The 26,311-nt window shown below is 50.6% G+C and carries 21 protein-coding genes and 1 pseudogene; 5 read left to right on the top strand and 17 right to left on the bottom strand.

The annotated features are described in order from the left end of the window. Positions 1-267: 267 nt before the first annotated feature. The gene (locus AC50X8_RS14015) at positions 268-3,336 is read right to left on the bottom strand and encodes an S-layer homology domain-containing protein (protein WP_494880216.1); all 3,069 of its coding nucleotides are present in this window, start codon (positions 3,334-3,336) and stop codon (positions 268-270) included. 293 nt (positions 3,337-3,629) lie between these two features. Here AC50X8_RS14015 and AC50X8_RS14010 point away from each other — a divergent pair, with 293 nt between their 5' ends. From AC50X8_RS14010 to AC50X8_RS14000, 3 genes are all read left to right on the top strand, one after another. Then, the gene (locus tag AC50X8_RS14010) at positions 3,630-5,948 is read left to right on the top strand and encodes a helix-turn-helix domain-containing protein (protein WP_494880132.1); all 2,319 of its coding nucleotides are present in this window, start codon (positions 3,630-3,632) and stop codon (positions 5,946-5,948) included. A 62-nt stretch (positions 5,949-6,010) separates the two neighbouring features. Beyond that, positions 6,011-7,639, top strand: a complete 1,629-nt coding sequence (locus AC50X8_RS14005; RefSeq protein WP_494880131.1) for a type 2 periplasmic-binding domain-containing protein — start codon at positions 6,011-6,013, stop codon at positions 7,637-7,639. A gap of 91 nt (positions 7,640-7,730) precedes the next feature. Beyond that, on the top strand, positions 7,731-8,606 hold the full coding sequence (locus AC50X8_RS14000; RefSeq protein ID WP_494880130.1) for an SDR family oxidoreductase: 876 nt from the start codon (positions 7,731-7,733) through the stop codon (positions 8,604-8,606). A 963-nt stretch (positions 8,607-9,569) separates the two neighbouring features. Here AC50X8_RS14000 and AC50X8_RS13995 read toward each other — a convergent pair. The 9 genes and pseudogenes from AC50X8_RS13995 to AC50X8_RS13955 all read right to left on the bottom strand — a co-directional run bounded on the left by AC50X8_RS13995 (position 9,570) and on the right by AC50X8_RS13955 (position 18,613). After that, a complete protein-coding gene (locus AC50X8_RS13995) occupies positions 9,570-10,505 on the bottom strand; it encodes a cation diffusion facilitator family transporter (protein WP_494880129.1) in 936 nt (311 codons plus the stop codon). A 241-nt stretch (positions 10,506-10,746) separates the two neighbouring features. After that, entirely contained in the window at positions 10,747-10,938 is a 192-nt protein-coding gene (locus AC50X8_RS13990; RefSeq protein WP_430160532.1) for a YiaA/YiaB family inner membrane protein, read from the bottom strand. Between the two features lie 84 nt (positions 10,939-11,022). Beyond that, positions 11,023-11,160 (bottom strand): annotated as a pseudogene (locus AC50X8_RS13985) (YiaA/YiaB family inner membrane protein); the annotation flags it as partial. Positions 11,161-11,469: 309 nt separating this feature from the next. Beyond that, positions 11,470-12,234 carry an ATP-binding cassette domain-containing protein gene (locus AC50X8_RS13980; protein WP_056035889.1) on the bottom strand — a complete coding sequence of 255 codons (765 nt, stop codon included), beginning with the start codon at positions 12,232-12,234 and terminating at the stop codon, positions 11,470-11,472. Positions 12,235-12,245: 11 nt separating this feature from the next. Beyond that, positions 12,246-13,034, bottom strand: coding sequence for an ABC transporter permease subunit (locus tag AC50X8_RS13975; protein WP_056035890.1), 789 nt, complete (start codon positions 13,032-13,034; stop codon positions 12,246-12,248). A 28-nt stretch (positions 13,035-13,062) separates the two neighbouring features. After that, entirely contained in the window at positions 13,063-14,121 is a 1,059-nt protein-coding gene (locus AC50X8_RS13970; protein ID WP_235533165.1) for an ABC transporter substrate-binding protein, read from the bottom strand. 68 nt (positions 14,122-14,189) lie between these two features. Then, a complete protein-coding gene (locus AC50X8_RS13965) occupies positions 14,190-15,293 on the bottom strand; it encodes an iron-containing alcohol dehydrogenase family protein (RefSeq protein WP_056035893.1) in 1,104 nt (367 codons plus the stop codon). A gap of 436 nt (positions 15,294-15,729) precedes the next feature. Next, positions 15,730-16,383, bottom strand: a complete 654-nt coding sequence (locus AC50X8_RS13960) for a hypothetical protein (RefSeq protein WP_056035896.1) — start codon at positions 16,381-16,383, stop codon at positions 15,730-15,732. Positions 16,384-16,507: 124 nt separating this feature from the next. After that, positions 16,508-18,613, bottom strand: a complete 2,106-nt coding sequence (locus AC50X8_RS13955) for a methyl-accepting chemotaxis protein (protein WP_494880128.1) — start codon at positions 18,611-18,613, stop codon at positions 16,508-16,510. Positions 18,614-18,981: 368 nt separating this feature from the next. On the opposite strand from AC50X8_RS13955, the gene AC50X8_RS13950 reads away from it, so the two are divergent. Beyond that, entirely contained in the window at positions 18,982-19,878 is an 897-nt protein-coding gene (locus AC50X8_RS13950; protein WP_056035902.1) for a PhzF family phenazine biosynthesis protein, read from the top strand. A gap of 69 nt (positions 19,879-19,947) precedes the next feature. Continuing rightward, a complete protein-coding gene (locus AC50X8_RS13945; protein ID WP_172455375.1) occupies positions 19,948-20,184 on the top strand; it encodes a DUF6953 family protein in 237 nt (78 codons plus the stop codon). A 93-nt stretch (positions 20,185-20,277) separates the two neighbouring features. Here the strand turns inward: AC50X8_RS13945 and thiD are convergent, their stop codons facing one another. From thiD to AC50X8_RS13910, 7 genes are all read right to left on the bottom strand, one after another. Further along, entirely contained in the window at positions 20,278-21,126 is an 849-nt protein-coding gene (gene thiD, locus AC50X8_RS13940; RefSeq protein WP_494880127.1) for a bifunctional hydroxymethylpyrimidine kinase/phosphomethylpyrimidine kinase, read from the bottom strand. A gap of 216 nt (positions 21,127-21,342) precedes the next feature. Next, complete coding sequence (gene thiO, locus AC50X8_RS13935) at positions 21,343-22,452, bottom strand: glycine oxidase ThiO (RefSeq protein ID WP_494859181.1); 1,110 nt, start codon at positions 22,450-22,452, stop codon at positions 21,343-21,345. Positions 22,453-22,485: 33 nt separating this feature from the next. Further along, on the bottom strand, positions 22,486-23,265 hold the full coding sequence (locus tag AC50X8_RS13930) for a thiazole synthase (protein ID WP_056035911.1): 780 nt from the start codon (positions 23,263-23,265) through the stop codon (positions 22,486-22,488). Positions 23,266-23,270: 5 nt separating this feature from the next. Next, positions 23,271-23,468: a sulfur carrier protein ThiS gene (gene thiS / locus AC50X8_RS13925; RefSeq protein WP_494859173.1), complete on the bottom strand. Its 198-nt coding sequence runs from the start codon at positions 23,466-23,468 to the stop codon at positions 23,271-23,273. Then, positions 23,468-24,097: a thiamine phosphate synthase gene (thiE, locus tag AC50X8_RS13920; protein WP_494859172.1), complete on the bottom strand. Its 630-nt coding sequence runs from the start codon at positions 24,095-24,097 to the stop codon at positions 23,468-23,470. Before thiE ends, thiS begins: the two co-directional genes overlap by 1 nt. Before the next feature lie 92 nt (positions 24,098-24,189). Then, positions 24,190-25,203, bottom strand: coding sequence for a ThiF family adenylyltransferase (locus AC50X8_RS13915; RefSeq protein ID WP_494880126.1), 1,014 nt, complete (start codon positions 25,201-25,203; stop codon positions 24,190-24,192). Positions 25,204-25,223: 20 nt separating this feature from the next. Then, positions 25,224-26,276 (bottom strand): ABC transporter substrate-binding protein, encoded by a 1,053-nt coding sequence (locus tag AC50X8_RS13910; protein ID WP_494880125.1) that lies wholly within the window; start codon positions 26,274-26,276, stop codon positions 25,224-25,226. Positions 26,277-26,311: the final 35 nt, after the last annotated feature.

Here is a 26,311-nt window from a genome sequence, read left to right as displayed (position 1 = left end):
CACAGGTTAAACTAGCTAGCCTCCTTTGCTCGACACCTGCTTAGCGCAGTAAATCCCTTTTTAGTATATAGATTCCTATTTTCAGGCACTAGGCAAAAAACAGAGTTTTTCCATTAAATAACCGTCTTTCCCCATCATTAGAAGACATTCCCTTGTGCCTTCACTATCTTAAGCTCAAATGATATCGTCAATCATTTTGTTAGATAAAAAACAGAGAACCCTATTTCCGGGCTCTCTGCGCACTCTGACTATCATTTTGCCGCTATATTATTGTTTATTTATATTTTGATGAAGCACGGCTAGCATTTTCGCCGCTTCGGCTCTTGTTGCGCCGCCTTTCGGATCAAAAGCATTGGCGCCCTTGCCCGAGATGATTTCTGCTTGCTGCAACGAAGCAACGGCATCTGCTGCCCACGAGCTAATGCTGCTTTGATCAGCAAAGGTGACTGCGCTGGCCGTCTTAGGGAGCGTGAAGCCAGCCTGATCGGTAAATCGCTTCAACATAACCGCCATTTCCTCGCGGCTGATCGATACATTTGGTTTGAATTCATTGCTGCTTGAGCCTTCAACTATTTTATGCTCTGCTGCCCAAGACACATAAGGCAAGTACCAGTCTCCGGCTTTGACATCCCCAAATGTAGAAGTCGTAAAGCCAGACACATCTGCGCCTGCAATACCAGCCAGTATTTTAGCAAATTCCGCTCTCGTGATGTTTTTGTTCGGCGCGAACTGGTTGCTGCCGCTGCCGGAAATCATATCCCGCGCAGCCAGATAGGAAATATATGAAGCTCCCCAATGACTGCTGCTGTCGCTAAAGCTGATCTTATTGTAGCCTACAGCATAATGGCTCAGATGGTTCGTTACGAAAGTAACCTTGCCATTACTGTAGCTTGAATGGTTTAGAACATTCGGCTTCCCATTATTGTCGATATAATAAGCAACAATAGCGTTTGTATCCTCGCCCTGTGCAGGCGTATACGGAATATCGATCTGAATGCTGCCGCCGCCAAAGGCAGACAGGCTGGTAGCGCCGGATTCAATCGAAATATCCAATACAGGCCTTGTTCCAACTAACCGTTTAGCTTCCGGTGTAAGCGTATCTTCTTCGCTTTTCGCTACCTCGAACCTAATATTATTGCCTGCTGACTTCTCTATCGCATTCAGCGTAGTCGAAGGGATGGTAAGAGTACCGAATGGCGTCACCACGACAACTTGATCTACTTTGCCGTTAGACAGATTAGTAACAGCAGCTTTGGATAGCGTGATGCCAACTGCTTTAGCGTTGTCCGCCGCTTCAACGATAAGCGTCACAATTCTTGAGCCCGTTTCCATTGCCTGAGCCTGCTCCGTCACGGTTTTAATCTGTGCGTCGTCAATGACAGCCTCAGCATTTCCATTAGCGTCAGCCTTTGCTGTCACCGTTACACCAATGGAGCTCGGATCTACAGGGCCGGACGGTGTAGGCGTTGGAGCAGGTGTCGGCGAAGGAGTCGACGGATTCGAATTGCCCGAGCCTGTTGAGCCTCCCGAATTCGACTTATTCGTAATTTCCAGCACCACTTGATTGGCCTGATAAACAACCTGAGTATTGTACTGGCTCGGTACCCCGCTAATCTCAACGGCGGCAAATTGACCATTTTGTTGACCAGCGCCATAGCTCATAAGAGTCACAGAACCAACGGTCGGCACATAGCTGCTTGGAAAATTCACCTGCAATTTTCCGTTCGCATTTACCGCTCCCTTGATTTCCAGCACATCGCTTGCGCTGTCGACGTTAAGCTCAAGCGTACCATTCGCAGCTTGCGTGAAGCTTCCGCCAATCGTCATTTTTCCTGCTGCCTTCTCTACTAGCGTACCGCCGTTATTCACGACATCGCCGCTGCCCAGAGCTGTTGCCGAGCCGCTTTCCAGCGTACCCGCGTTAATCTGGGTACCCCCGGAATACGTATTTGCACCGAGCAGCTTCAAGTCGCCAGTGCCTTCCTTCGTCAGCTTGCCTGTTCCAGCAATGTTGTTCTTCCAGCTGTCCGCTGCATGGAAGCCGCCTTTGCTGGCATCCATCGTCACGGTTACGTCGCTGTCAAAAGCACCATAGCCGTCTGCTGCGGCGAAGAGATTCAGACGTCCCCAGCCCTCCGGATCATCCAGTACCGGATAGCCGGAAGCAAGGCCAGTCGTCGCCAAAACAGCACGGCGCTGCTCGCCCGTCAAATAAGGCTGGCGCGTTTCCAGCAGCACTTCAGCTCCTTTAGGCACAATCATCGGTTCAGTTGTAGATTGGATCTGATCGAAGCCATAGGTCAAACGCTGGGTGAATTGCGCTTTATTTTTCTCATAGTCAGTGAAACGATCTTCCGCTGTACCCGTTTCGGTCAATAGAAGAGCATGCGCCTGATCATAAGCATCCTGCTTAAGTGCCGCATTGTCCGGGTCAGACAAGGTAGCTGCTGCCAGCGCTGTTGCCATCACGCGTCCGCCTATGACATCAAGCGGAGAATGCATGCCCGCTATAATCCGGCTGTTCCCCATTTCCGAAGCACGGGTCAGCAGCTCCTGGAACCGCTCAGGCACAGCATAGGCCAGTGCATAAGAAGCGAGATACGAGGCGTTCGTGTGACCGCTTGGGAAACCGCCATCCGTAGCCGGCGTTGTGCTGATTGCAGGAACCAGCGTAGGCACGATCATAGAAGTATCATTAGCCCAGCGGTAGGGACGCATATAGCTGTAGAAGTTTTTAGCCGGGTTGCTGGATGCGTAATTGCCTCGCAGCGTCCCGATCAAGTCTACCATTTTGCCAAGCTCGGAACCCGAATCGCCCGCTTTATTGGAGCCGTTGCCGTCGTTGTATTTGACCGATGTGGCATCATCTGGAATGCTTGTAATCGTCGTGAATGTTCCCGTTTTGTCGCGATACACATCAGCCAGAGCACCAAGACCTTCAGTCGCTCCATACGATTGATTTCTCCGGTCAACGAGATACGCCAATTGTTCATCTTCCGCCGTACGCGTAGCAGCTATGTTTGCTACATATTGAATGTTGTAGTCCAACACGCTGCTGTTCAGCTTCGTGCCATTGTCCCAGGATGTTCCTGGCTCCCAGAGATCCTGAAACCCTGACAGTACGCCGATGACTGGATTGGAATATACCGATTGGTTAGCAGAAATGCTGTTTTTGTAGTTGTCTACAAAATGTCCCCATGCCGGAGCTGGCGGCAGTTCAATGGAAGCTCCAATGGAAGCTCCATTTGATGCTGCGGTTGCAGCATTCCCCACTACGGAATTGGAAAGCAGTAACAGGCCCAAAGCAGCAGATAGATACTTTCTTGTAGATTTCATTTTCAAGTTGAGTCTACTCCTATCGTTTCGTTTTTTGTTTTCCGAACCGATTTCGAGCGTAACATTGGGCCTTGCCGCTGCTCAATATAACAATTTCTGAAATGTATAAAAATCGTATTCTATCCTCGCCATCCGCCCTTTCCTTCCTCATTTCCTTCCACTTTCCTTCCTCCTTTCTTTTATTGCTTTTCCATTTTCAACCGCCTTTGCTCCTAATGTTAAGATTTGATTAATGGGTATAAGTCCGTCCACCCTGTGGTGTATAATCTAGGCGGTGAGGGGGGGAGTAAGCGGTGAAAAAATGGAACTCCGTATTTGCGAATCTAGCCATTTCATATATAGCGATCGTGCTTGTCATCGTTTTGCTGCTTTGCTCCGTCTTCTATATCTACTTCTCAAAAAGCTACGAAGCGGAGCTGCGCACCAAAAACCAGCTGATTTTAGAAAATACAGCCCAAACGATTGAAGCCACGGTGCTCCAGCGAGTTCAGCAAATTTATTTGAATTTATCTCTCGACAAAACCGTAGATATCCGTTTATTTGCCGACTCTTCCTATAAAAGCAATCTTAGCAAGGCGATTGACCTGCAGGAGCTGCTCAAGACAGAAGTCGCTGGCAGTTCGGACATCGTGTATGCCGTTCATCTGTATTATCCTAAACAAAATATAATGCTTTCGTCGAACTATGGGCTTAAGTTTAATGCTGATCAAGGCAGCGGCGCCGTATTTTTTGCCGACTGGATGAACGGGATGCGCGGCACTAAGCAAAACCATCTCTGGACACCTGCCCGGTTGATTCCGCAGGATATTTACTCCAGTCTGCCCGATAGCAAAGGCGCAACTTTAATTACTTACGCACACAGCTATCCATTCCAAGCCTCCGGCAAAAATAACGACCTTATCATTGCGATTGACATGAAGGAAAGCGCGATTAGCGAGGTTATTCGGAATATGATGCCTACACAATATGAAAGCACGTTTATTTTGGAGCGTTCTGGAAGCCTGATATCGGGCTCAGCTAGCAGAAGCCCAGATTTGCACAGTGCTTACAGCTCCAGCTTTACCGAGACCTTGCTGTCCAAGGCGGAGGCCGGGAGCTTTAACGATACGATTCAGGATGAAGCCTATGCCGTTTCCTACCAAACACTGCCATCGACCGGTTGGAAAATATATAGCGCCCTGCCTGCCAGCTTCTTCTATCAAAAGTTGATTTTTGTACAAAAGCTGGTGCTGGGCATCTGTGTCATGGCCCTTTTGCTAGGAATCGTATTATCCGGGATTTTTGCCAGAGCGAATTACAGCCCGATCAAGCGATTAGTGGGAAAAATAAAGGATTTGTCTGGGCATACGCCTGACCATGCAGCCAATGAATTCAAGCTAATTGACACAGCCTTCATCAGGCTGAACGACAAGGTCAGCAGCCTGGAGGATACCCTTGAAGCCAATAGCTCGGTTATTAGGCACAATGTTTTGCTGAACCTGCTCCATAACCGCTATACCCCAGAGAAATTGGCCGAGGAGCTCCCCTTTTTAGGCATCAATCAGCCATACAGCCATTACTGCTGCATGATTGTAAATTCAGATCAAGCTTTTGCCGGGTTAAGCTCCCGAGATCAACAATATACGACGTACAGGATGATTACCCAGCTGCAGGGCGCTTCTCTGCCAGAAGGGCACATCATTGCCGAGGAGCTGCCGGACAAGACGATTGTAGTCGTTGTTTTCGCAAAAAAACAATGTGACGCGCTTTTGGAACAGCTCTGCCAGCTTCTATTAACGGAAAACAAGCAGCAGTTCCAGCTGGAATCTCAAATATCTCATGGATGCTGGGTGCAGGACATTATTGATGTCTACAAGAGCTACAGCGAAGCTCAGACCCTAATGAAATATGGCTATTTTCTGCCGGACCTGTCGATTCTGAATGATCGCGCTCTAATGGATCGGGAGAACTGTGTTGAAGAAATTCCACAAGCTATGCTTATGAGGTTCAAAGAAAAATTGCACGCTAGGCAATCCGCTGAAATCGTAACGGCGGTCGATCAGCTGGTCAAAACGATGCAGGAAGGCATGTACGCTGCCGATTACTGCCACTTTATTTTGGCAAATACCGTATTCGTATACTCCGATTATGTGAAGAGCGTCCGTTACAAATACCCTGATCAAGGCAATATGGATGTATATCATCAGTATCAAGAGATTCACAACATTTATTATTTTCGGAATTGGCTGGTTGAATCAATAACCGCATTCCTAGTGCAAATAGAGAAACGGAATAACGATAGAGCCATCTCTAGCGTCGAGGCTGCCAAGCAATACGTGCGCAGCCATCTGTCGGATGATCTGTCTCTTGAGAAGGTGGCTGCTCAGGTGTTTATTAGCCCCAAGTATTTGAGCAAGCTCTTTAAGGATGAGAACGGCATCACCTATACCGACTATGTCACCAGCCTGCGAATGGAAAACGCCCGAGCATTGATCGAGAACAATAATATGTCAATCGAGCAAATCGCGAGTACGGTCGGCTACGGAACCGCGGCTTATTTTATTAAGAAATTCAAGGAAAAGTACGGGTGTACACCGGGCAATTATTTGCGCCAAACGGTTAAACAAGCGTAGCCGGTTTAGCCTGGCACTGCATGGCACTGCACGCAGGACTATGATTCAAGGAAGGGCTCATCATGAACATGAAGCAATTACGGCGCATCACCGCCCTTATCGCAGTCGTCTGTCTAAGCATCGTTAGTGGATGCGAAACGAGCTCTTTGCAGCTGTCTGCCGCACAACAATTGCAGTCCCCGGCTTCTTCTGACACCCCGCTGTACAACATTTCCTGGACGATGCATCTGAATTTGCCCGTTCCGGACGATGCCGAGATGGTTCGCCTCGTGGAAAATAAGTTCAACGTTAATCTGGATATCTGGGATTTGGAAAACAATAAATACGAAGCGTTACTAGACATGAAGCTGGCACAGGGGGAAATTCCCGATTTGTTCCGGATCAGACAGCCGCAGGATCTCCTGAAATATCAACAGCAAGGCTTGCTGGCCGAAATTCCGGAGGAGATGCTTAAGCAATACGCCCCCAACATTATGAAAGCTATTAACGAAAATGCGCCTGCTTATCAAAATGCTGGAAAAATCGACGGAAACTATTACGGTATTCCTGTCATCAACCCCACAAACATCTACCGCATACCTGTTGTATATCGAAAGGATTGGCTGGATAAGCTGGGCCTGCCTGTGCCTGAGACGCTATCCGATTTTGAGAAGGTCATCTATGCATTCGCAAATGAAGATCCCGATGGCAACGGCATGAAAGATACGTACGGTTTGTCCAGGGAAGGAATGAATGTTGTTTTCGGCGCATTCGGGCAAATCGTTTTCGCAGACCAGCTCTACTTCGGGGTGAAAAATGAAAAGCTCGTTATCGGCGCATTGGAGCCGGAAATGAAGCAAGCTCTCCATTATCTTCGCAAATGGTACGCGGATGGCGTAATCGACCCGGAGTTTGTTACCGGGGAAAATAAAGGCGGCTACAAGCATCTGTCCCATGCCTTTATCAATGGAAAAATCGGCATGACCTCCATGGGGAATTACTATCATTGGATTCAAAATGGAGATTATTGGGTAATGAAGGATCAGGGTAGCGCGAATGGCGAAGAGATCCCGGTAGAAGCTACATTTAACGTGAAGGAATTAACAGCGGGCAATCCGCAGGCCCGAATTGTGTTCGGACAACCCTTTCGGGGGCCGGAGGGAAAACGAGGCTCCAAGGCCTATGATATGCTGATGAGCTTTACCGCTATCGGAGCTGACGCAGCGAAAGATCCAGGAAAGATGGAGAAGATCCTGCAAATTCTGGATGATGTGAGCGCCAATCCCGATCTCGATGAATATACCTCAATGAAATACGGGATCAAAGGCACGCACTGGACATGGGCTGGAGACTCGAAAGAGGATGTTATTGTGCTGCCTCCCTATGACACCATGTTCAATTATCAAAATACAATCGGCGCCAATTTGGGTATGACGGTACCCTTGATCCCTAAAGAACGAAGAGAGCAATGGGCCTCCACCTTAGGCCTAGATCAAGATGGCATCTACAATGCTTTGGAAGTTGCGACTCCCTCTTTAATCGACAACGGAGCTGAATTAATCAAGTTAAAAAACAAAGCCTATATCGCCTTTATTACTGGCGAGAAGCCCTTGGAGGACTTTGACCGTTTCGTCCATGAGTTTATGATGGCGGGTGGAACAGAGGTGCTTCGGGAAGCAAATGACTGGTATCGCCAGCATGCTGTTAAATGAAGGAAATCATGCATAACCTCTGCTCATTTATTCCACAATAAGAACGTTTTGTAACAGGCGCATGCCGCGCTACTACAAGGAGGTTTTTAGGATGAGTGAATCTACAACACAAACGCCTACGCAGACGCTGCCGCCCCAGCATCAGGATCAGCAGCCTGGATTGGAATCCGTTATGCATCCGCAGCCTGTCTATAAATCCGAGACTTATAAAGCAGCTGGCAAGCTGCTTGGCAAAGCGGCCATTATTACTGGCGGTGACAGCGGCATCGGCCGTGCCGCAGCGATTGCCTTTGCGATGGAGGGCTGCGATGTCAGCATCGTCTATTTGGAAGAGGACAAGGACGCAAACGTTGTGAAGCAGGAGGTCGAACAGCTCGGCAGACGCTGCCTGCTAATTTCCGGCGATATTGGAGATGAAGCCTTCTGCAAGCAAGCGGTAGAGCAAACGGTCAAGGAATTCGGCAAGCTTGATATTATCGTCAATAATGCCGCTGAGCAGCATGTTCAGCAGCGCCTTGAGGATATTACGGCGGAGCAGCTTACCGCGACGTTCCGCACTAACGTTTTCGCCATGTTTTATTTGACGAAAGCGGCGCTCGCTCATTTGAAGCAAGGCGCATCCATCATTAATACGACATCGGTTACTGCCTATCGCGGCAATGAAACGCTGATCGATTACTCAGCCACCAAAGGCGCGATCGTTTCCTTCACCCGCGCCCTATCCGCCAATTTGGCGGGCCAAGGCATTCGGGTCAATGGCGTCGCGCCGGGTCCTATCTGGACGCCGCTTATTCCCTCCACCTTCGATGCTCAGAAGGTGGCTACATTCGGCGGCGATACGCCGATGAAACGCCCCGGCCAGCCTGCCGAGCTCGCCGCAGCCTACGTCTATCTTGCTTCGGATGATTCCAGCTATGTCACCGGGCAAGTGATGCACGTCAACGGCGGAGAAATCATTAACGGTTAAGAACAAAAGTGCACCTCCCAGCCTTGTATTGGATTGACGCCCGCTAACATGGACTTATCCAATAGGATCTGTGCCCGCTTAGATGGGATTTTCCAATATTTACTCTGGGAAGTGCATTTTTCTTTCGATGAACTAGAGTGTGTATTCAAACCTGTGTGGGCCTGCCACTTCTTGCCCAAAGCTTATTCGATGCTGGAGCACTGCTGCCAATCTCATCTGACGACTCCAGTCTAAGACTTGAGAACCGAAGCATACGATTGTTGCTGAGACCCCTATTGCTTAGACCACACAACAGCTTGAGACCGCTGACCCTTTTTTTGGCGGACTGAGGTTCCGCTATTCTGGATTTTTGCCCGGTTTCAGGCCGTAAGCGGACAGGAAAGTCGTTATCATCCCCATTATCCTGTCAAAATGGTCATTTACAGCACAATAGCGGCTCCTGAGTCCGCAGCCTGTGCCTTGCCCATGATTCTGTTGAAATAGCGGCTGCTGTGTCCGCCAAATCTATCTTTGTTCAGAGTATATACACTAGCAGAGGCCCTACATACGTTTAAAGCTAAATTTGATCACGATCTAGCTTGCTCACGTTTGCGTACACGATCTGGCTTGCTCACGTTTACATTCCGATCTAGCCTGCTCACGTTTGCATACACGATCTGGCTTGCTTACGATTGCATACACGATCTAGCTTGCTTACGTTTGCATACACGATCTAGCTTGCTCACGATTGCATACACGATCTAGCTTGCTTACGTTTGCATACACGATCTAGCTTGCTTACGTTTGCATACACGATCTAGCTTGCTTACGTTTGCATACACGATCTGGCTTGCTTACGTTTGCATACACGATCTGGCTTGCTACGTTTGCATACACGTTCTGGCTTGCTTACGTTTGCATACACGTTCTGGCTTGCTTACGTTTGCATACACGTTCTGGCTTGCTTACGTTTGCATACACGCCCTAGAACGCACCGCCACTAACTAATTTGCCGTACTCCCCATGATCGTGAAAAGCGGCATGCTCAACCTGAATCGTGGAATGGACGATGCCATAGCGGTTTTTTAACAGCTCATTCATTGCGAGCGTTATACAATACGGTTGAATGTTGCTTCGTGCCAACACATGTGCTGTAAGGGAATAATGGTCGGTCGACACCGCCCAAAGATGCATCTCGTGCACATCCTCAACACCTTCCACCCCTCTAAGATCACGGCGAATATCCTCCAAATTAAATTGCTCCGGCACAGCTTCCATCAGAATTACATACGCCTCTCGGATGATCTTGTATCCGCCAAATGCAATGATTCCACCAATGACGATACTGATAATCGGATCTAAAATCGACAAACCCGTCAATCGAATGAGTATCGCTGATACGATAATGCCAACCGAGCTAAGCAAATCGCCAATGAAATGCCACAGTGCGCTTTTCACATTCAGATTGTTCTCTGCCTTCATACTTCGGCTCAGCACCAGCGTCAGCACAATATTGACGATTAATCCGATGATGGCTATGCCGAGCATGAGGCCAAGATCAACCGGCTCAGGATGAATGATCCGCTTTATCCCTTCTACCAGAATGAAGAGAGCGATGACAATGAGCGCCAATCCGTTCAAAAATGAAGCAATGATCTCGAAACGCAGAAAGCCGTACGTATACTGCTTCGTCGGACGTCTCGTCGCCATATAGATGGCGAGCATGCTCAGCCCCAATGCAAGGACGTCTGAAACCATATGAGCCGAGTCCGACAGCAGGGCAAGAGAGCCGGATAGGAGCCCGCCAATAACTTCAACAATTGTGAAAAACAAAGTCAGCATCAACGTAATCCACAGCGTCTTTTTGGAAGATGATTGCTCCTTCACATGCTCAAGATGATGAAACTCGCCTATTTTCATATTAGCCATCTCCTTCAATTAAATTATAATAATTATCTTTTTATAATTAATATAATTATATGCCCATTTACCAATACATACAAATGGACATTTTATGGATAACATGAAGGATAATCATTCTCTCTCTGGCTGCGCGCGTGAAAAAAAAGCGGCTCTCCAAGCGAGAGACGCTTTGAGAGCCGCTAAACTATGGGATAGGCGAAATGCAACTGTTCCCCGCCTCCGCCTACTCCGCCCTTGCTTACTCCTCTTCCGGGCTCAAATGCACTTTATCCTCTTCGTTATCGCGAACGGTTTTCTGAAGCACGAGGCAGGCTACAATCAGGAAAGCTCCGGCGATAGCGTAATAGCCTTTTACATAGAAGGGTTCCTCTAAAGTGTACAAGCCGATATATTGCGACAACACAGCAATGATAAAACCGATCCAGGCCATGAATGTGAAGGCTGGTGTATTACGGTTGCGATAGGAAGGATTTTGCTCCTTCAGAAATTTATCCTCATCATTGTCGCGGGCCAGCTTCTGGAGCGTAAACGAGGTAATGATAAGCAGTATTCCCGTTACGGCGTAGTAGCCTTGAACCGAAAGCGGCTGGTTCAGCGTATAAATGCCGATAAATTCAAAGGCGAATGCGAGCACAAAAGCTCCCCAAGCCATAAACGTATAAGTCGGTGTATTCCGGCGGCGGTAAAAGTTCATTGATTTGCGAACAGGCATCTGATTTTCCATAATAGGCGTCCTCCCGTATAACCGTGCGGTTATTTGTTTGATAGCCTTATCTTACCTGTTTTCGCTGGAAAAAATAGTACCATCTTATCTTAGTACCTGCTGCTAAAAAAGCGAGCAAAATGACCCCAAGCAGCATATATCAGCTGCTCCATCATTGAAAAGAATATAAAAAAACAAAGGCTTAGTTTGCATAAACTACGCCTTTGTCCTCAAATGCAACAGTCCATTGACCGCTGTTTATATCGTATAGCTGACCTTCTTTTGCAGCGGTATTTCCTCTTTGCCCAGCACCTTGTTTAGAATAAGGTTTTCAAAATAAATAAATCCGCTGTCCCGGTTGCGAGGACGGTCAAGCGTAATCCGCTTATCGAGCGAGATAACGCCCTCCTCAATCAAAATAACCCGGTCTGCCAGCGCAACAGCTTCGCTCACATCATGCGTAACGAGAACGACCGTGAAGCCCTGCTCCAGCCACAGCCGCTCAATCAGCTGCTGCATTTCAATGCGCGTCAGCGCATCGAGCGCGCCAAGCGGCTCATCCAGCAGCAGCAGGCGCGGCTTGCTTGCCAGCCCCCGGGCCAGCGCCACCCGCTGCTTCTGCCCGCCGGACAGCACATGCGGCCATTCCCCTGCGCGGTCCGCAAGCCCGACCTGTGCCAGCGCCTCCGCTGCCTTCGCCCTATCCTTGCCCGGCGTGCCAATCCGCACATTATCCAGCACGCTCTTCCAGGGCAGCAGGCGCGCCTCCTGAAACAGCACGCGAATATCTGTCCCGCCGCTTTGCTGTTCGCCGCTGCCGAGCAGCAGCGTGCCTTCCGTCGGCAAATCCAGCCCGGCGATCAGCCGCAGCAGCGTGCTTTTACCACAGCCGCTGCGGCCGACGATGGCGACAAATTCGCCACGGTCTATTTTCAGATCAACGCCTCTTAGCACTTCCTTGCCTGCAAACTCCTTGCGTACCCGGCTCAGCTGGAGCTGCGCCCCTTTGCGGCTATCGGTCATGTCATCCCCTCCTATGCTTTCGCACGGCTGTAATTCGGATTCCACTGGAGCAGCCGCCTCTCGAGTATTTTCGCAATGCTGTCGGACAGCTTGCCAAGCAGCGCATAAATGATAATGCTCAGCACCGTCACATCGAGCTGCATAAATTCACGAGCATTCATCGCCATGTAGCCGATGCCGGAATTTGCCGCTACCGTCTCCGCAACGATGAGCGTCAGCCACATAATGCCAAGCGAATACCGGACGCCGACCAGCACAGAAGGCAGCGCTCCTGGCAAAATCACTTCTTTATACAAATCGAAGCCCCGCAGCCCATACACCTTCGCCATCTCAATCAGCCCGCGGTCAATCGAGCGGATGCCGTGAAAGGTGTTGAGGTAGATCGGGAAAAAGACGCCCAGCGCCACCAACAGCAGCTTCACCTCTTCTCCAATGCCGAACCAAATAATAACGAGCGGAATGAGTGCCAAATGCGGCACATTGCGCAGCATTTGAATAGACGAGTCCATGACGATTTCCGCTCTGGAAGAAAAACCGTTAATAAGTCCTAGCAGGAAGCCGATGCCCCCGCCAATAAGGAAGCCGAGGATGGCACGACGGGCGCTGATCGCAATATTTTCAGCCAGCTGGCCGCTCTTGATGGAAGTGATCAGCTCCTCAATCACTTGCAGCGGCTGCGGCAAAACGTTAGCGGCAATAATACCCGTAACCGTCAGCACATGCCAAGCGATGAGCAGCAGAATCGGCAGCAGCCACGGCGTGAAGGAGGAAGTCCAGAAGCTGTAAGATGGTTTCCGCAAAATATAGCTCTCTCCTTTCAGGCTAAAATTATTTCAGTGCGTCGGCAAAAGCGTCGCTCCAAATCGTCTTCACATCAACCGGATTTTTAAGCAAATCGACCTTTTGCAGCGTATCGGCAATGTCCTGCTGGGAAGCAATCGCTTCCTCCGATGGCGGCAAAATCTTCGTCGGCTGCTGGGCTTCGCCATCCTTCAGCGTTTGAAGCGCCTGCTCGACAGGCTGCTTCGTATTTTCAGCTACGATGCCTGCCCACTTCTCTTGGTTCGCACGAATCCACTCATTGTACTGGTTAAGCCGATTCAGGAAGTCCGCAATCGCTGCACGCTTGCCCGGATCTTCAATCGCTGCCGGAGTCGCTTCAATCGGGAAGTTGCCGGATAAAATGTTCTGGGCAGACGCCAGAGTCGTAGCGCCATTTTGGCGACCCGAAATGACCGCGTTGCCATAGCTCGCCAATGCATCGACGCTGCCGCCGATCAATGCGCTGAGACCATCAGAGGTCGACAATGCTACAGGCTCAATGTCCGTCCAGCTAAGCCCTGCTTCTTCAAGCATCTTCAGCAGAAAATAATGTGCGGTTGTGCTGCTGACGTAAGCAACCTTCTTGCCCTTCAAATCGGCTACGGATTTCACCGTCGAGCCTTTGGGAATCAGCAGCTCCTGCTGGAGCGTGCTTCCTTTTTGAATCGCAATAATTTTGAAATTGCCGCCGTTTGCCGCCTGTGCTGCGAACAGTGGCGGGATTTCGCTCGTCAAAGCGACATCCAAATGTCCGCCTGCCATTGCCTCCAGCTGCAAATTGCCGCCTTGGAACACGCTGAATTCAATTTTGTAAGGCGTGTTATCAAGTCCGGCTTCCTTGAAGCCGATCTTTAGATTTTCCCAGCCCGTTTGGCCGATGTTCAGCGTGACTTTGCTCAAATCTGGCCCAGCTTCCGCTGCTGGGCTGCTGCTTTCAGATGAAGCAGCCGGGCTCGCTGCTGCACCTGTATTCGACGTTCCCCCTGTATTGCCGCAAGCTGCGAGCAGACTCGCCACGATGATTGCGATGCTTAAGCCTAGCCATTGTCTCTTTCTGTTTTTCACGGTTGTTTCCGCCTCTCTAGATCTCGTGTGGAATGTTTCCCCTTATCGTTTATCGCGTACCTTTATTGTTAAGAAATGGCTGCTTTGCTTCTAATCCGCTGCCCGAGCTGATCCGCTGCGATAATCGCCTCCGCGATTGCCGCTGGATGAACGGCGAATGGCAGCTCAGCAGCTTTCGCTCCAGCGAGCGGCACTTTATGGGCAATGTCATACGCGATTTGATCCGCTTTTTCTTCAAATCCCAGCTGCGCCAGCGTAACAGGCAGACCAAGCGCAGCAAGCTTCGCTGCAAGCCGCTCCGTCTCTTCGGCCGTTTGCCCTTGCAGCAGCGTGTGGGCAACGAGCCCAAACGCAACCTTCTCGCCATGCAGCGAGCCATGCGTTTGCGCAAACTGCGTCAGGCTGTCGTGAATGGCATGGGCCAAAGCGCCGCGTGCGCCTCCTGCCGATACGGTGTTCACCTGCCCGGCCAGCCAGACAATGGCGTGACTAACCTCATGGAATGCGGGCGACGCTATGCCGTCGCCTGCATTCGCATACGCCTGCTGCGCATAGCGGTCGAGCACCTCGACCGCCAGCTCCGACGTTTTGACGCCAAGCCGTACATCAAGGTCGGCCGGAACCTTTTTCACATTGACGACCGTCTCGTTCCATTTCACATACGTATCGCCTATGCCCGATGCGAGGTAGCGTTTAGGTGCAGCAGCAAGCACCGATGTGTCGGCTAGCACCAGCTGCGGCGACCGCTTAAGCGGCAAATAGCCTGCCGAGCGGCCCTCCTCGTCGTACAATACGGTCAGCGCTGACCATGCCGCGCAGGTTGCCGCAATCGTCGGCACCGTCACGCTCGGCACATGAATCCGTTCCGCCACCGCCTTCGTCAAATCCAGCACCCGTCCGCCGCCGATTCCTACCAGCACGTTGATATCCTGGCTCGACGCCAGCTCCGAGTAAGCTGCAATCTGCTCCGTCGTCACCTGCCCGGAAAAACGGTGCACCTGATAGGTGACATCGACGGTATTCAGGCTGGCCAGCAGCGGCGCCGCGGCCTCTAGTGCTTTTTCCCCACCGATAATAAAAAGCTTGTTGCCGATTTCTGCAATTTTTGACCCGCCATCCGCCCAAGCATTCGGCTCGTTTACGTATTGATTTGGTGCTTTCACCTGTACCATTTGTTCGCAAACCCCCTTGTTTTAAATATAGGAAAGGATAGGATTGTTCCATCCCTTCTCTATATTTCTCGGATTGAAACGCGCCGCGCCGCCAAAGGAATGCGACAGCCGTTTCACCTTGTAATCAGCTATACAATATCGTTATACTCATTATTCACAGTTGTTTACTTGTATTTAGGCAAGTATAGGTTACCCCCAGCTAATCGTCAATCGGCATCAGCCCAGAAATAATCTATTAGACGATCATAAAAATCTATAATGCAGCGACCTCATTTTTTCCCAAAAATAAAGAAAAAGAACGGACATCGCTGCTGCTTTAGCGGCGGTCCGTTCTACATCTTTTCCCTTCGCACTCTATACGGCTCTATATGGCTCTATACGTCCTGACCAGAGTGCCCCGCGAGGCCACAACAGCAAACGTTAATTCACCAACCAGTTACTTCACCATCTGCTGCCTTAGCTCCGGGTACTCGCGTTCGAATGTTTTCACCATCACATATAGCTGGATTCCCCGAGCGGCCTGCATCGCTTCCTCCGCCAGTTCGATTGCCCTTGGCCGATTGCCCTGTTTATACTCCATGTAAGACAGCAGTGATTGCTTCATCCAATCCTTGGAAATGCGATTTATATAGTCATGAGCCTCCGTAAACTCTCTTCTCTCGATGTAATAATAAGCCTGATAATAATACCTATACTCGATTGGCTGTATAAATTCGATTTCGTGCAAGACGCTCTGAATATCCTTATTATAGTGAGCCTGAAGCGTCTTGAACAATGCCTGTTTATTCTTTTGCTTGTACTGCTTGAGCAGCTTCGCTATGTTCTCTTCAAACTCGTCATCCAGACGATTGGCTACCGTATAATTGATATAGTAGCTAGGTATTTTGCGGTTCGCGAGCAGAAACCTCTCGATCTTCATCAGGTTTCTTGTCCCTAAAATGGTATAAAATAAGGGGCCCAGCGTTAAGGCCACATACGTCAAAAATATAATGATGATCGATACCGGAGTACTAACCTCAAGCATTCTCAATAAAAAAATAAGAATGATAGCGACCAAAATATAAATCAATGTTTTTTTCAAAAATCTCATTGCTTGCTCTCCTTTATGTTCTTTTCAGCCCTTCTTTCATTCTACCATCCGACTCGATCTGAATACAAAAAAAGGATAATCTACAGGCTGCTTGCACAGCCCGAGCATTATCCATATTTCCGTGCTATACAGCCTTCGCTTGCTCCGTGTCCTCGCTGCTCAGCACGAAATGACTGAGATCGTCCTGGAGCTGCTGGGCCATATCGCGCAGCGCTTCGGCTGATGCTTGAATTTCCTCCATCGACGCAAGCTGCTCCTCCGTAGCTGCGGCCATCGTCTCGGCCTCATCCGACGTTTTATTCGAGATGTTCGCTACCTCGCCAACCGATGCCGTTACCTCTTCCATGCCTGCGGAGATTTCCTCGGCAGCTGCCGACACTTCCTGAATTTGATCGCTCATCAAGCGAACTTCAAACAAAATATCGCCAATTGTCGTATTGGCCTGCTCAATGGAGGCCAGACCCGAAGCTGTCTCCGATTTCATCTCGCTCATCGCCTTCACATTCTCGCTTACGAGCGCCCGAATATCTCTGATCAGCTCAGATATCGTCTGCACCGACTCGCTCGTCTGCTCAGCCAGCTTGCCTACTTCGGAGGCTACGACGCTAAAACCCCGTCCGTGCTCGCCAGCCCTTGCCGCTTCAATGTTCGCATTCAGCGACAATAGCTGTGTTTGCTTGGCAATCGCCATAACGGCTTGCACGATTTGGCCAATTTGCACCGAATGCTCATCCAGCTTTGTAACAACCTCGCCTGAACGGACAGCCGATGCTTGAATGCTGTTCATTTGGCGCACCGTTTGTCCAAGCTGTTCTTCGCCTACTTGAGCGTTGCCCGTCACCTTGACCGCAGCATCCGCCACTTCTGAAGCCGCTTCGGCAATCCGTGTTATGCCAACCGCCATTTCATTCATCGCTTTCGACGTTTCATCCGCCGATACGCGCTGTACGTCCGTTCCTTCGGATACGCCCTGAATGGACTCGGCAATTTGCTTCATCGCAAGCGTCGATTCATGTGAAATGGCTGTGAGCTCCTCCGACGAAGCCGCTGCCTGCTCAGACACAATCTGGTTTCTCCGCAGCAGCACATTCAAGGAGCGAATCATGTCATTAAAGGAATGGCCGACCTGAAGCAGCTCATCCCGCGTTTCCAAATGCAATTCTTTGGAAAAGTCGCCTTTCGCCATCGCATCCGCACGATTTCGGAGCGCTGCCACCGTTACCATTACATTCCGGTAGAAAGCCATGTAGAAAATAGCAACGAGCAGCAGGGACAGAGCCGTCAAGCCGAGCAGCATATTTCTAGTGGCTGTCAGCTCATCAATACGCTGCTGGAGCACCTGCTCAAGCTCTGTATTCACCTGTACATAAAAGTCGTTTAATACACCAATCGTCGCCGTTCCAGACTTGAAAAACTCCGATCCATTCATGTTCAAGTTGGAGCCGTTAAGGACACCTGTATTAAGAAGCGCTACAAAGCTTTTGAGCGATGTTGCGGTCGTCGCGCCACTTTTCTCTAGGGATGGCACCAATGCCTCATTCCAGCCTAAAGCGCTGCTCAGCGACTTATTCATATTCGTCAAAGAATAATTGATCATTTCCGCTTCCAAACGAAGCTTAATTTCTTCGTTATCCGTCATTTTTTTGCTCGTAAGCACCCCATTGCCTTTGCCGCGAATAATCGCCGCATGCTCCATTAACGCAGGAATCTGCTGTACGAACATAGAACCCAAATAATAAGAATCCATCTGCGTATCAAGCGAAAGTCCCGATTCATCTGCAAGTTTAATCATAATATTGGTTAAATCTGAGACGAGCGTAGAGTGGCTTTCAAAACTGTCGGAAGCCGACATCGCAGCGCTGCTTGCATTTAATTTTGTCCACTGCTGCTTCCATGCTTCCCACAGCTCCTGCACCCCCGCCATGCCAGACGCTTGCAGCTCCGGGTCTATCGTTTGGATCAAGCCAGCAATTTCCTGCGATTTAGCATCTACCTCTGCCTTCGCATCCGTATTGCCATTCAGCAAGCCCGAGGATAGTCCACGGTGCTGCTGCACCTGAAGCATAAGCGGCATCATTTCTCTAATATAAGTGACGCCGTCATGTTCTTTTTTAATATACTCAATGTTTCCTTGCTGCTCGTTAACCCATAGAACAAGCAGCAAGACCAGCGGGATCATAAACAGAGCACTGACGACCACAAACTTCTGTGCATACTTCAATTTGGACATGAGAGCTGTAAAAGGACTTAACAATTTGAAAAACATGAGACCCACCCGCCTATTTATTTAATTGCTATTCATGAATAGAAATATCGGCTATAGACGGTGATTTGTTTAGTAAAATTTGAGGAAAAGTCGCGCGACGATGGGATTCCGCCCTCATTTCGACAAATGTCGATGGAAGGCCTCCATCAAACAAGGAATCAATGGGATAAAGCGTTAACCTATGACATCTGATTTTCATGCCTTGCCTTGCTATCGTATTCATAGACGCTTACTTCCTACAAGAAAGGAAATTGGGAAACTTTGTCGAATAGAAGGTTCAGCCTCTAACACGAAAGATAGATGAGAAAGAGACTTCATAAAGGAGTAAACATATGCCATCTATTAACGTCTATCATTACGATGCCTTTAGCCCTATTCCGGGGAAAGGAAACCCGGCGGGTGTCGTTTTAACAGGCAATGATCTGACGGAAAAAGAAATGCTAGCCATCGCCGGGCAAGTTGGCTTTAATGAGACTGCTTTCCCGCTGCCATCGAATGTAGCGGATATTCGAATCCGTTATTTTACACCCGGCCACGAAATTAATCTTTGCGGCCATGCCACGATGGCAACGATCTATGCGCTGCAAACAAAGGGGCTGTTAGGCGATAAAACGGAGCTTCTGATTGAGACAAAAGCAGGCGTGCTCCCTGTTCGGCTGCATACGAATGAGCAGGGGCAGCTTCAAATCACAATGACGCAGGCGGCTCCGCAGTTCCGGGCTTTTAACGGTTCCTATGCACAATTGGCATATGCCTTGGGCATTGAGGAAGCCGACATTGAGATAGAGCTTCCCACTGTTTACGGAAGCACGGGGACATGGACACTGTTAATTCCTATCAAAAGTCTCGAAGCATTCCGCCGTATGAAGCCAAATAATAAGCGGTTCCCCGAAATTTTGCAGGAGATGCCGCGTGCTTCTCTGCACCCTTTTTGCCTGGAAACCTATGATCCACACGCTCATATGCACGCCCGTCATTTTTCATCGCCGTATTCCGGCACGATTGAAGATCCCGTTACAGGTACAGCATCTGGCGTAATGGGAGCTTATTATGCAGCGCATTTGGCTGAGAAACCGCTACAATCGCTTGAGCTATGCATTGAACAAGGCCATGAAATAGGCCGGGATGGACGTGTCCTGGTAACAGTCACTAAACAGCAGGATGAACCACTCATCGAAGTGACGGGCACTGCCGTTTATGTGGACGCTTTTGGAGTAAGCCTGCTGTAAATTTGGCATATGCGCGGCGGTTGATTATAATAGTGGGCGAGAGCTGCGAATGAGAGAGGAAGAGATACGTTGAGTCATACCGCACAGGATGTAGCCGATTGGATGCTTGGAGAGCTGAAGTTTGCTGGCATTCTTCATCAGGAGAAGGCCGTTGCCCATATTACAGCCCATTTTGGAGAGCAGTTCATTTATGTGAACGAGCAGGGAAATACGTCGATCGACAAGGAAGTTAAAAAAGCATTTAAAAAAGGCCATGGCGGCAAAGCAGCCTGGGACCGTGAAGGTTTTTTCTGGGGCTGGACTTAGCCCATAAGTGTGAAACTTATGAAATCTAATATTTCAAAAAAAGCTATGCAACCTTCGGTTAGAACATAACCGGAAGCCGCATAGCTTTTTCTACTATAGTGGAGCTTGCAATGCTCGCTTGCTGCGCTGGTACGCCCAGTGGTTGGTCGGACCATGCCCGCCGCCAATTTGTATGCCGTCCTCGATGGCCGCTTGAATAAACGCTTTCGCTTGGCGCATTGCGGCTTCCATATCAAGCCCCTCTGCAAGCCCTGCCGCAAGTGCCGCCGAAAAGGTACAGCCTGTGCCATGCGTTCGGGCCGTCGCCACTCGTCTGCCTGCCAGCTCGGTAAAGCCGCTGCCGTCATACAGCAGATCGATCGCTTCCTCGCCCGTATCGTGACCGCCCTTAATAATGACGTAGCCCGCTCCATAGCCAGCAAGCCTTCTCGCTGCTTCCTGCTTATCAGCCGCCGATACGATGGCAATGCCCGTCAGCTTCTCCGCCTCCGGTATGTTCGGCGTAATGACCGTCGTTACGGGCAGCAGCTTGTCCGTCATCGCACGGATGGCCTCCTCTTGCAGCAGCGAGGCTCCGCCTTTGGCGATCATGACCGGGTCTACGACGACATTTTTCCAGCCAAGCTCGGCAATCGTTGCCGCAACAGCCGTAATGATCTCACTGTTGAACAGCATGCCCGTCTTCAGCGCATCGACGCCAATGTCCGAGCCGACCGAATGCATTTGCTGCACGACAGCCTCCACGCTAAGCGGAAATACGCCTTGTACGCCAAGCGTATTTTGCGCCGTAATCGCGGTAACCGCGGACATGCCGAATACGCCTAGCTCCTGAAACGTTTTCAGGTCTGCTTGAATGCCTGCGCCGCCGCCGCTGTCCGAGCCCGCTATCGTCAATGCCGTTGGGACACTGCGCGGCGCCTGTCCATTCCCATGTACGCTCATGATGTGCTTTTGCCCCTTTCTTCATCAAATGCCGAACCAAGGTGAAACGGCTGACGCCGCCCTTCGGCGGCGCGGCGCGTTTCACTCCGAGAAATATAAGCCTAATGATAAGTATGAAACTTATAAATGCTTATATTTTAGATCATACGCTTGCCCATCGATTCTCATTTTCGCAGCGTTCCACTTCCATACCCAGTTCGCTGTGCCTTGCTCTGCCTAGCTGAACCGCTCAGGAGCAAAAGCCTGCATGAAGTCCGGCATCTTCTTGCCTTCTACGCTATCAGCCGCAAGCTGCGCTGTAACGGGGCTGAGCAAAATCCCATTGCGGTAATGCCCTACCGCCATCACGACGCGGCCAGATTGCGCCAGCGCGCCGAGCAGCGGGAAGCCATCCTGTGTGGAAGGGCGAAGTCCCGCCCATTTGTGGAACGGCGTCCACGTTTCGAGAAACGGGAAAGCTTGCTTGTTCCATTTTCGCAGGCGCTCAATGCCCTTCTCCGTTACGCTCGTCTCGAACCCGGCTACATCCTCGGAGGCGCCGCATACGAGCGTATTATTTTCCTTCGCCACGAGGTAGCCCTGATTGCAAAATACCATATGATGAACGGGCTTTTCCACTGTCTCATAGGCGCAAATTTGCCCGCGAATCGGATAGACTGGAATGCGAATGCCAAATGCTGCTTCCAGCTGCTGCGCCCAAGCTCCCGAGCATACAACGAGCCGATCCCCTTCAAAAACACGTCCGTCTGCTGCCTCCAGCACGACCGAGCTCTGCCAATCCTTGATCGCAACCTGCTCCAAATGCTCATGAATGTGAACATCCATCAAGCGGCAGGCATGCTCCAGTGCTTTGACATAATGCGGCGCATACAGATGGCTTTCCTCCGGCGTATACAGCGCCGCCCGCACCTTGCCTGACAGCTTCGGCTCCAACCGAAACACGTCGCCACCTTCCAGCAGGCTACCCGACGAACCATGCTCCCGCTGCCAGCGCAGCCTGCCTTCAAGCGCCAAAATATCTGCATCATGGTAAGCAATATACATGCTCCCGGATTCGGTATATTCGAAAGGCAGGTCGGAAACCTGCTTCACGCGATCTGTAAACGAAGGATAAAGCCGCAAGCTCTGTGCGCATAAGCGAAAAAAGTCATCCGGCCCCTCAACATTTTCCGAAAAAGGAGCCAGCATCCCCGCAGCCGCTCCGGACGCCTGTCCCCCGCAGCTGCCAATTTCCAGCACCGTCACCTGATGACCGCGGCTTCGCAGCTCGAACGCACAGGATAAGCCAATAATGCCGCCGCCCATGATTACAATCCGTTCTCCCATGTCCTAACCAGCTTTCCTTGTTGAATGATCCTGTTATTTCAGCTTAAACTCCTCATAACCGCTGCTTGCCGAAGCGTAACGCTTCTTCGAAATGCGGCCTGACAAATAAGCCAGACGGCCAGCTTCGATGCCGAGCCTCATCGCCCGCGCCATGCCTGCTGGATCTTTTGCCTTCGCAACCGGTGTATTCATCAGCACGCCCGCCACGCCAAGCTCCATCGCCTGGGTCACATCACTGACTGAGCCAAGCCCGGCATCGACAATAATTGGAACCTTCGCTTCCTCTACAATAAGGCCCAAATTATAAGGGTTCAAAATGCCAAGGCCCGTCCCAATCGGAGCCGCTCCCGGCATAACAGCCGCAGCGCCCGCTTCCTCCAGCCGCTTGCAAATGACCGGGTCATCCGATGTATACGGAAGGACGGTGAAGCCCTCTTTTACGAGAATTTCCGTCGCCTTCAGCGTTTCAATCGGATCAGGCAGCAGCGTGCGCTCATTGGCGCTAATCTCGACCTTGATCCAGTCGCTGAGTCCCGAAGCCCGTGCAAGACGCGCGATCCGCACCGCTTCCTCCGCCGTGCTTGCTCCTGAAGTATTCGGCAAATATTGATACGATTGACCTTGCAAATGCTGAAGAATCGAATCGTCCTCGGTCGCCTCCAAATTAATCCGGCGAATAGCGAACGTCAGCACCTCGGCGCCTGATGCCTCAATCGCTTCCCTCTGTACATAAGGGCTTGGAAAAAGCCCGGTGCCGATAAAAAATCGGGACGTTAGTTCACGGTTGCCAATATGCCATACATCCGGCTTCATTCGCTTCAGCCTCCTCCTACAAAATGTACAAGCTCGATCTTCATGCCTTCGCGAACTTCGGTTGCTGCCCATTGCTCCTGTGTCAGCACCGCTCCATCCGCTTCAACGACAACCGGCTTGCCCGTCAGTTCAAAATGGGCAATGACCTCTTCAATCGTCTTCGCTGCCAGCTCCTGCTTCACACCGTTAATGACTAGTTCCATTACGACTCTCCCCATTTATCCAGCTTGTCCAGAAAAGAACGGCAGGTGCCGGAAATATCGCTGCTGCCAACAATTTCGCTAACCGCACAAATGCGCGTAGCTCCCGCTGCAATAACCTCATCCACATTGCGCAGCTTGATGCCGCCGATGGCGACAAATGGTATTTTTACCTTATCCGCTACCTCGCGCACATAATCAACCGTTACCGGATCTACAACGTCAACCTTTGTCTTCGTCGGAAACACAGGGCCCACACCGATGTAATCGGCGCCTTGCTCCTCGGCAAGCAGCGCCTCTTCAATAGCATGCGTCGAAATGCCGATGATTTTATCGCCCACGAGCTTGCGTGCTTCCACGAGCGGCACATCGCCCTGGCCCAAATGAATGCCGTCCGCATCCACTTCCAGTGCAATATCAATGTAGTCATTGACGATAAAGGTTACGCCATGCTTGCGGGTCAGCTCGCGGAGCGCCCGTGCTTTTTCCAAAATCGCCGGCTTGTCGCCCGACTTGTCGCGCAGCTGAATAATATCAACGCCGCCGTAAATCGCTTCCTCCATTACCTCAATTAAATCGCGGCCCGGATGAAATTCCTCGCCTGTAATCGCATATAAACGAAAATCCTTCATATTCACACATTCCCTTCGCTGTTGGAGACTGCGACGAAATAAAGTACCGCTAATTTATTGACAAAAGCGGGTACTAATTTCCTCGCAGCTCCTTAGTTTCCGATATAACGGGCATATAAGGTTTTGGCACGGACCATATCTTCCGTTCCCTGCACAAGCACACGCCCATCGGGGAACAGCACGAGCCGCTCGCCTTCCGGCAGCTCGGCTTTCAGCAAATAAGCGTTATGCGTAAGCTCCACAGCAATCGGTTCCAGCCTTTGCCGCCACTGCTCCAAATGAAGCGGGGCGCCGCCGGAAATTTGCACGGTGCTGCGTCCACATAGCGAGACTGCCGCATCCTGCTCTGCCACCTGCAAAGCTGGATACTGCTTCAGCTGGCAGCAAGGGCACTGCTTCGCAGGCTCGCCCAGCTTCATCTCGAATGCGTGATTTTGCCATAAATCGAAGGTCATTAGGCTGTTTCTTCTTTTATCCACGGCTCCGACCAAATATTTAAGCGCCTCTACCGCTTGGTAGGAAGCGACAATATCCACTACTGGCGAAATAACGCCAATCATATCGCAGGTTTGTCCGCCCGCATCCGCCGATTGAATAAAGCAGCGCAGACACGGCGTAGCGCCCGGTACGAGAATCGCGCTCATGCCCCGCGAGCTGACCGCCCCGCCATAGGTAAACGGAATGCCGCTGCGGAAGCAAGCATCATTAAGCAGAAAACGCGTCTGAAAATTATCCGTCCCATCAAGCACAAGGTCGATATCCATCAGCAGCGCGTCGATATTTTGAACGGTGACGTCAGCAACAATCGCTTCGATTTTGACATCGGAATTGATTTTGCGCAGCTTCTTCTCGGCGGCAACCGCCTTCGGATAGCCATGCTCGACATCCTCTTCGTCGTAAAGCATTTGGCGCTGGAGATTGCTGCGTTCCACATAATCACGATCAACGAAACGGACGAGCCCGACCCCCGCTCTGACCATATGATTGGCCAGAACGGTGCCGAGCGCTCCCATTCCTATAATAAGCACAGCGCTTTCGCTTAGCTTGCGCTGCCCTGCTTCACCAATTGGCGTAAACAACATCTGTCTTGAATAGCGTTCGTCCATACGCCGTATTCCCTCCACCATTATAGGTTGCGGAATGCATCCTCCGCCTTGATCTCTTTCGTAAGCTGGCCATGCTCCTGCAACCATGAAATGACATTGCTCCACGACTCCGCCGTCTGGCTGCCGAAAGCTTCGGAGCCCGCGTCCATGAGCGGCAGCAATACCTGCAGGCTCTGCTTCTCAATCTCGGCATCGAGCGGGTAATCCGCGCTTTGCTTGTCGAGCAGCACCTGAAGCGCCTCATCCGGATGGCTTGCCGTATATTCCTGCCCTTTAGCCGCAGCGTCGATAAACTTCTTGAACACTTCGCTTTTGCTGGCAACGCCATCCTCGCTCGCTGTCATGACAAGCTCGTAATAGTCCGGCACGCCATAATCGGCAGGATTCAGCGCAATCAGCTTCTCGCCTTCCTTCTCCAGCAGCAGCTTCTCGTGGTTCACATAACCGCCGATAATGGCGTCAACCTTCTTCGTCGTCATGGCCGGAATCAGGTCCCAGCCCACATCGATATAGTTCAGTGCTGACGGATCGCCGCCGTCGGTTTTCACCATCGTGTTCACGTACGCTTCATCCAGCGGAATCGACGGGTAGCCGATTTTTTTGCCAACCAAATCCTTAGGCGTCTTCACGCCGGACGATTCCAGCACAAACAGCTGGTTCAGCGGGTGGCGCACAAGCGAGGCAACCGATACAATCGGAATTTCCTCTGCGCGGGCAACGGCTACCTGCATTTGATAGCTGATCGCCAGATCCGCCTTGCCTGTTGCGACCAGCTTAAGCGCATCATTCGTATCGGCCGGCACCTGGAGCTTCACATTAAGGCCGGCTTCCTTGAAATAACCTTGCTCCTCCGCCGCATACAAGAACGTGTGCACCGCATTCGGATACCAGTCGAGCAGCACCGTCAGCTCCTGCGTACCTTCAGCGCTATTTGCCGTGTTTTTATTATCCGAGGAGCAGCCCGCCATAATGGCTAGCGTCAAAGCCAAACATGCTGCGACCCATGAGCTGCGTCTCCATTTGGAAGCTTTATTTTTCGTAAAAATACGATTTCCTTCATTCTCCTTGCGCATAGACAACTTACCTCTTTCTTGTTCTATTATAGTAT

The organism is Paenibacillus sp. JT22N15 (assembly GCF_059383755.1).
This window is presented reverse-complemented; position numbering and strand designations above follow the sequence as displayed.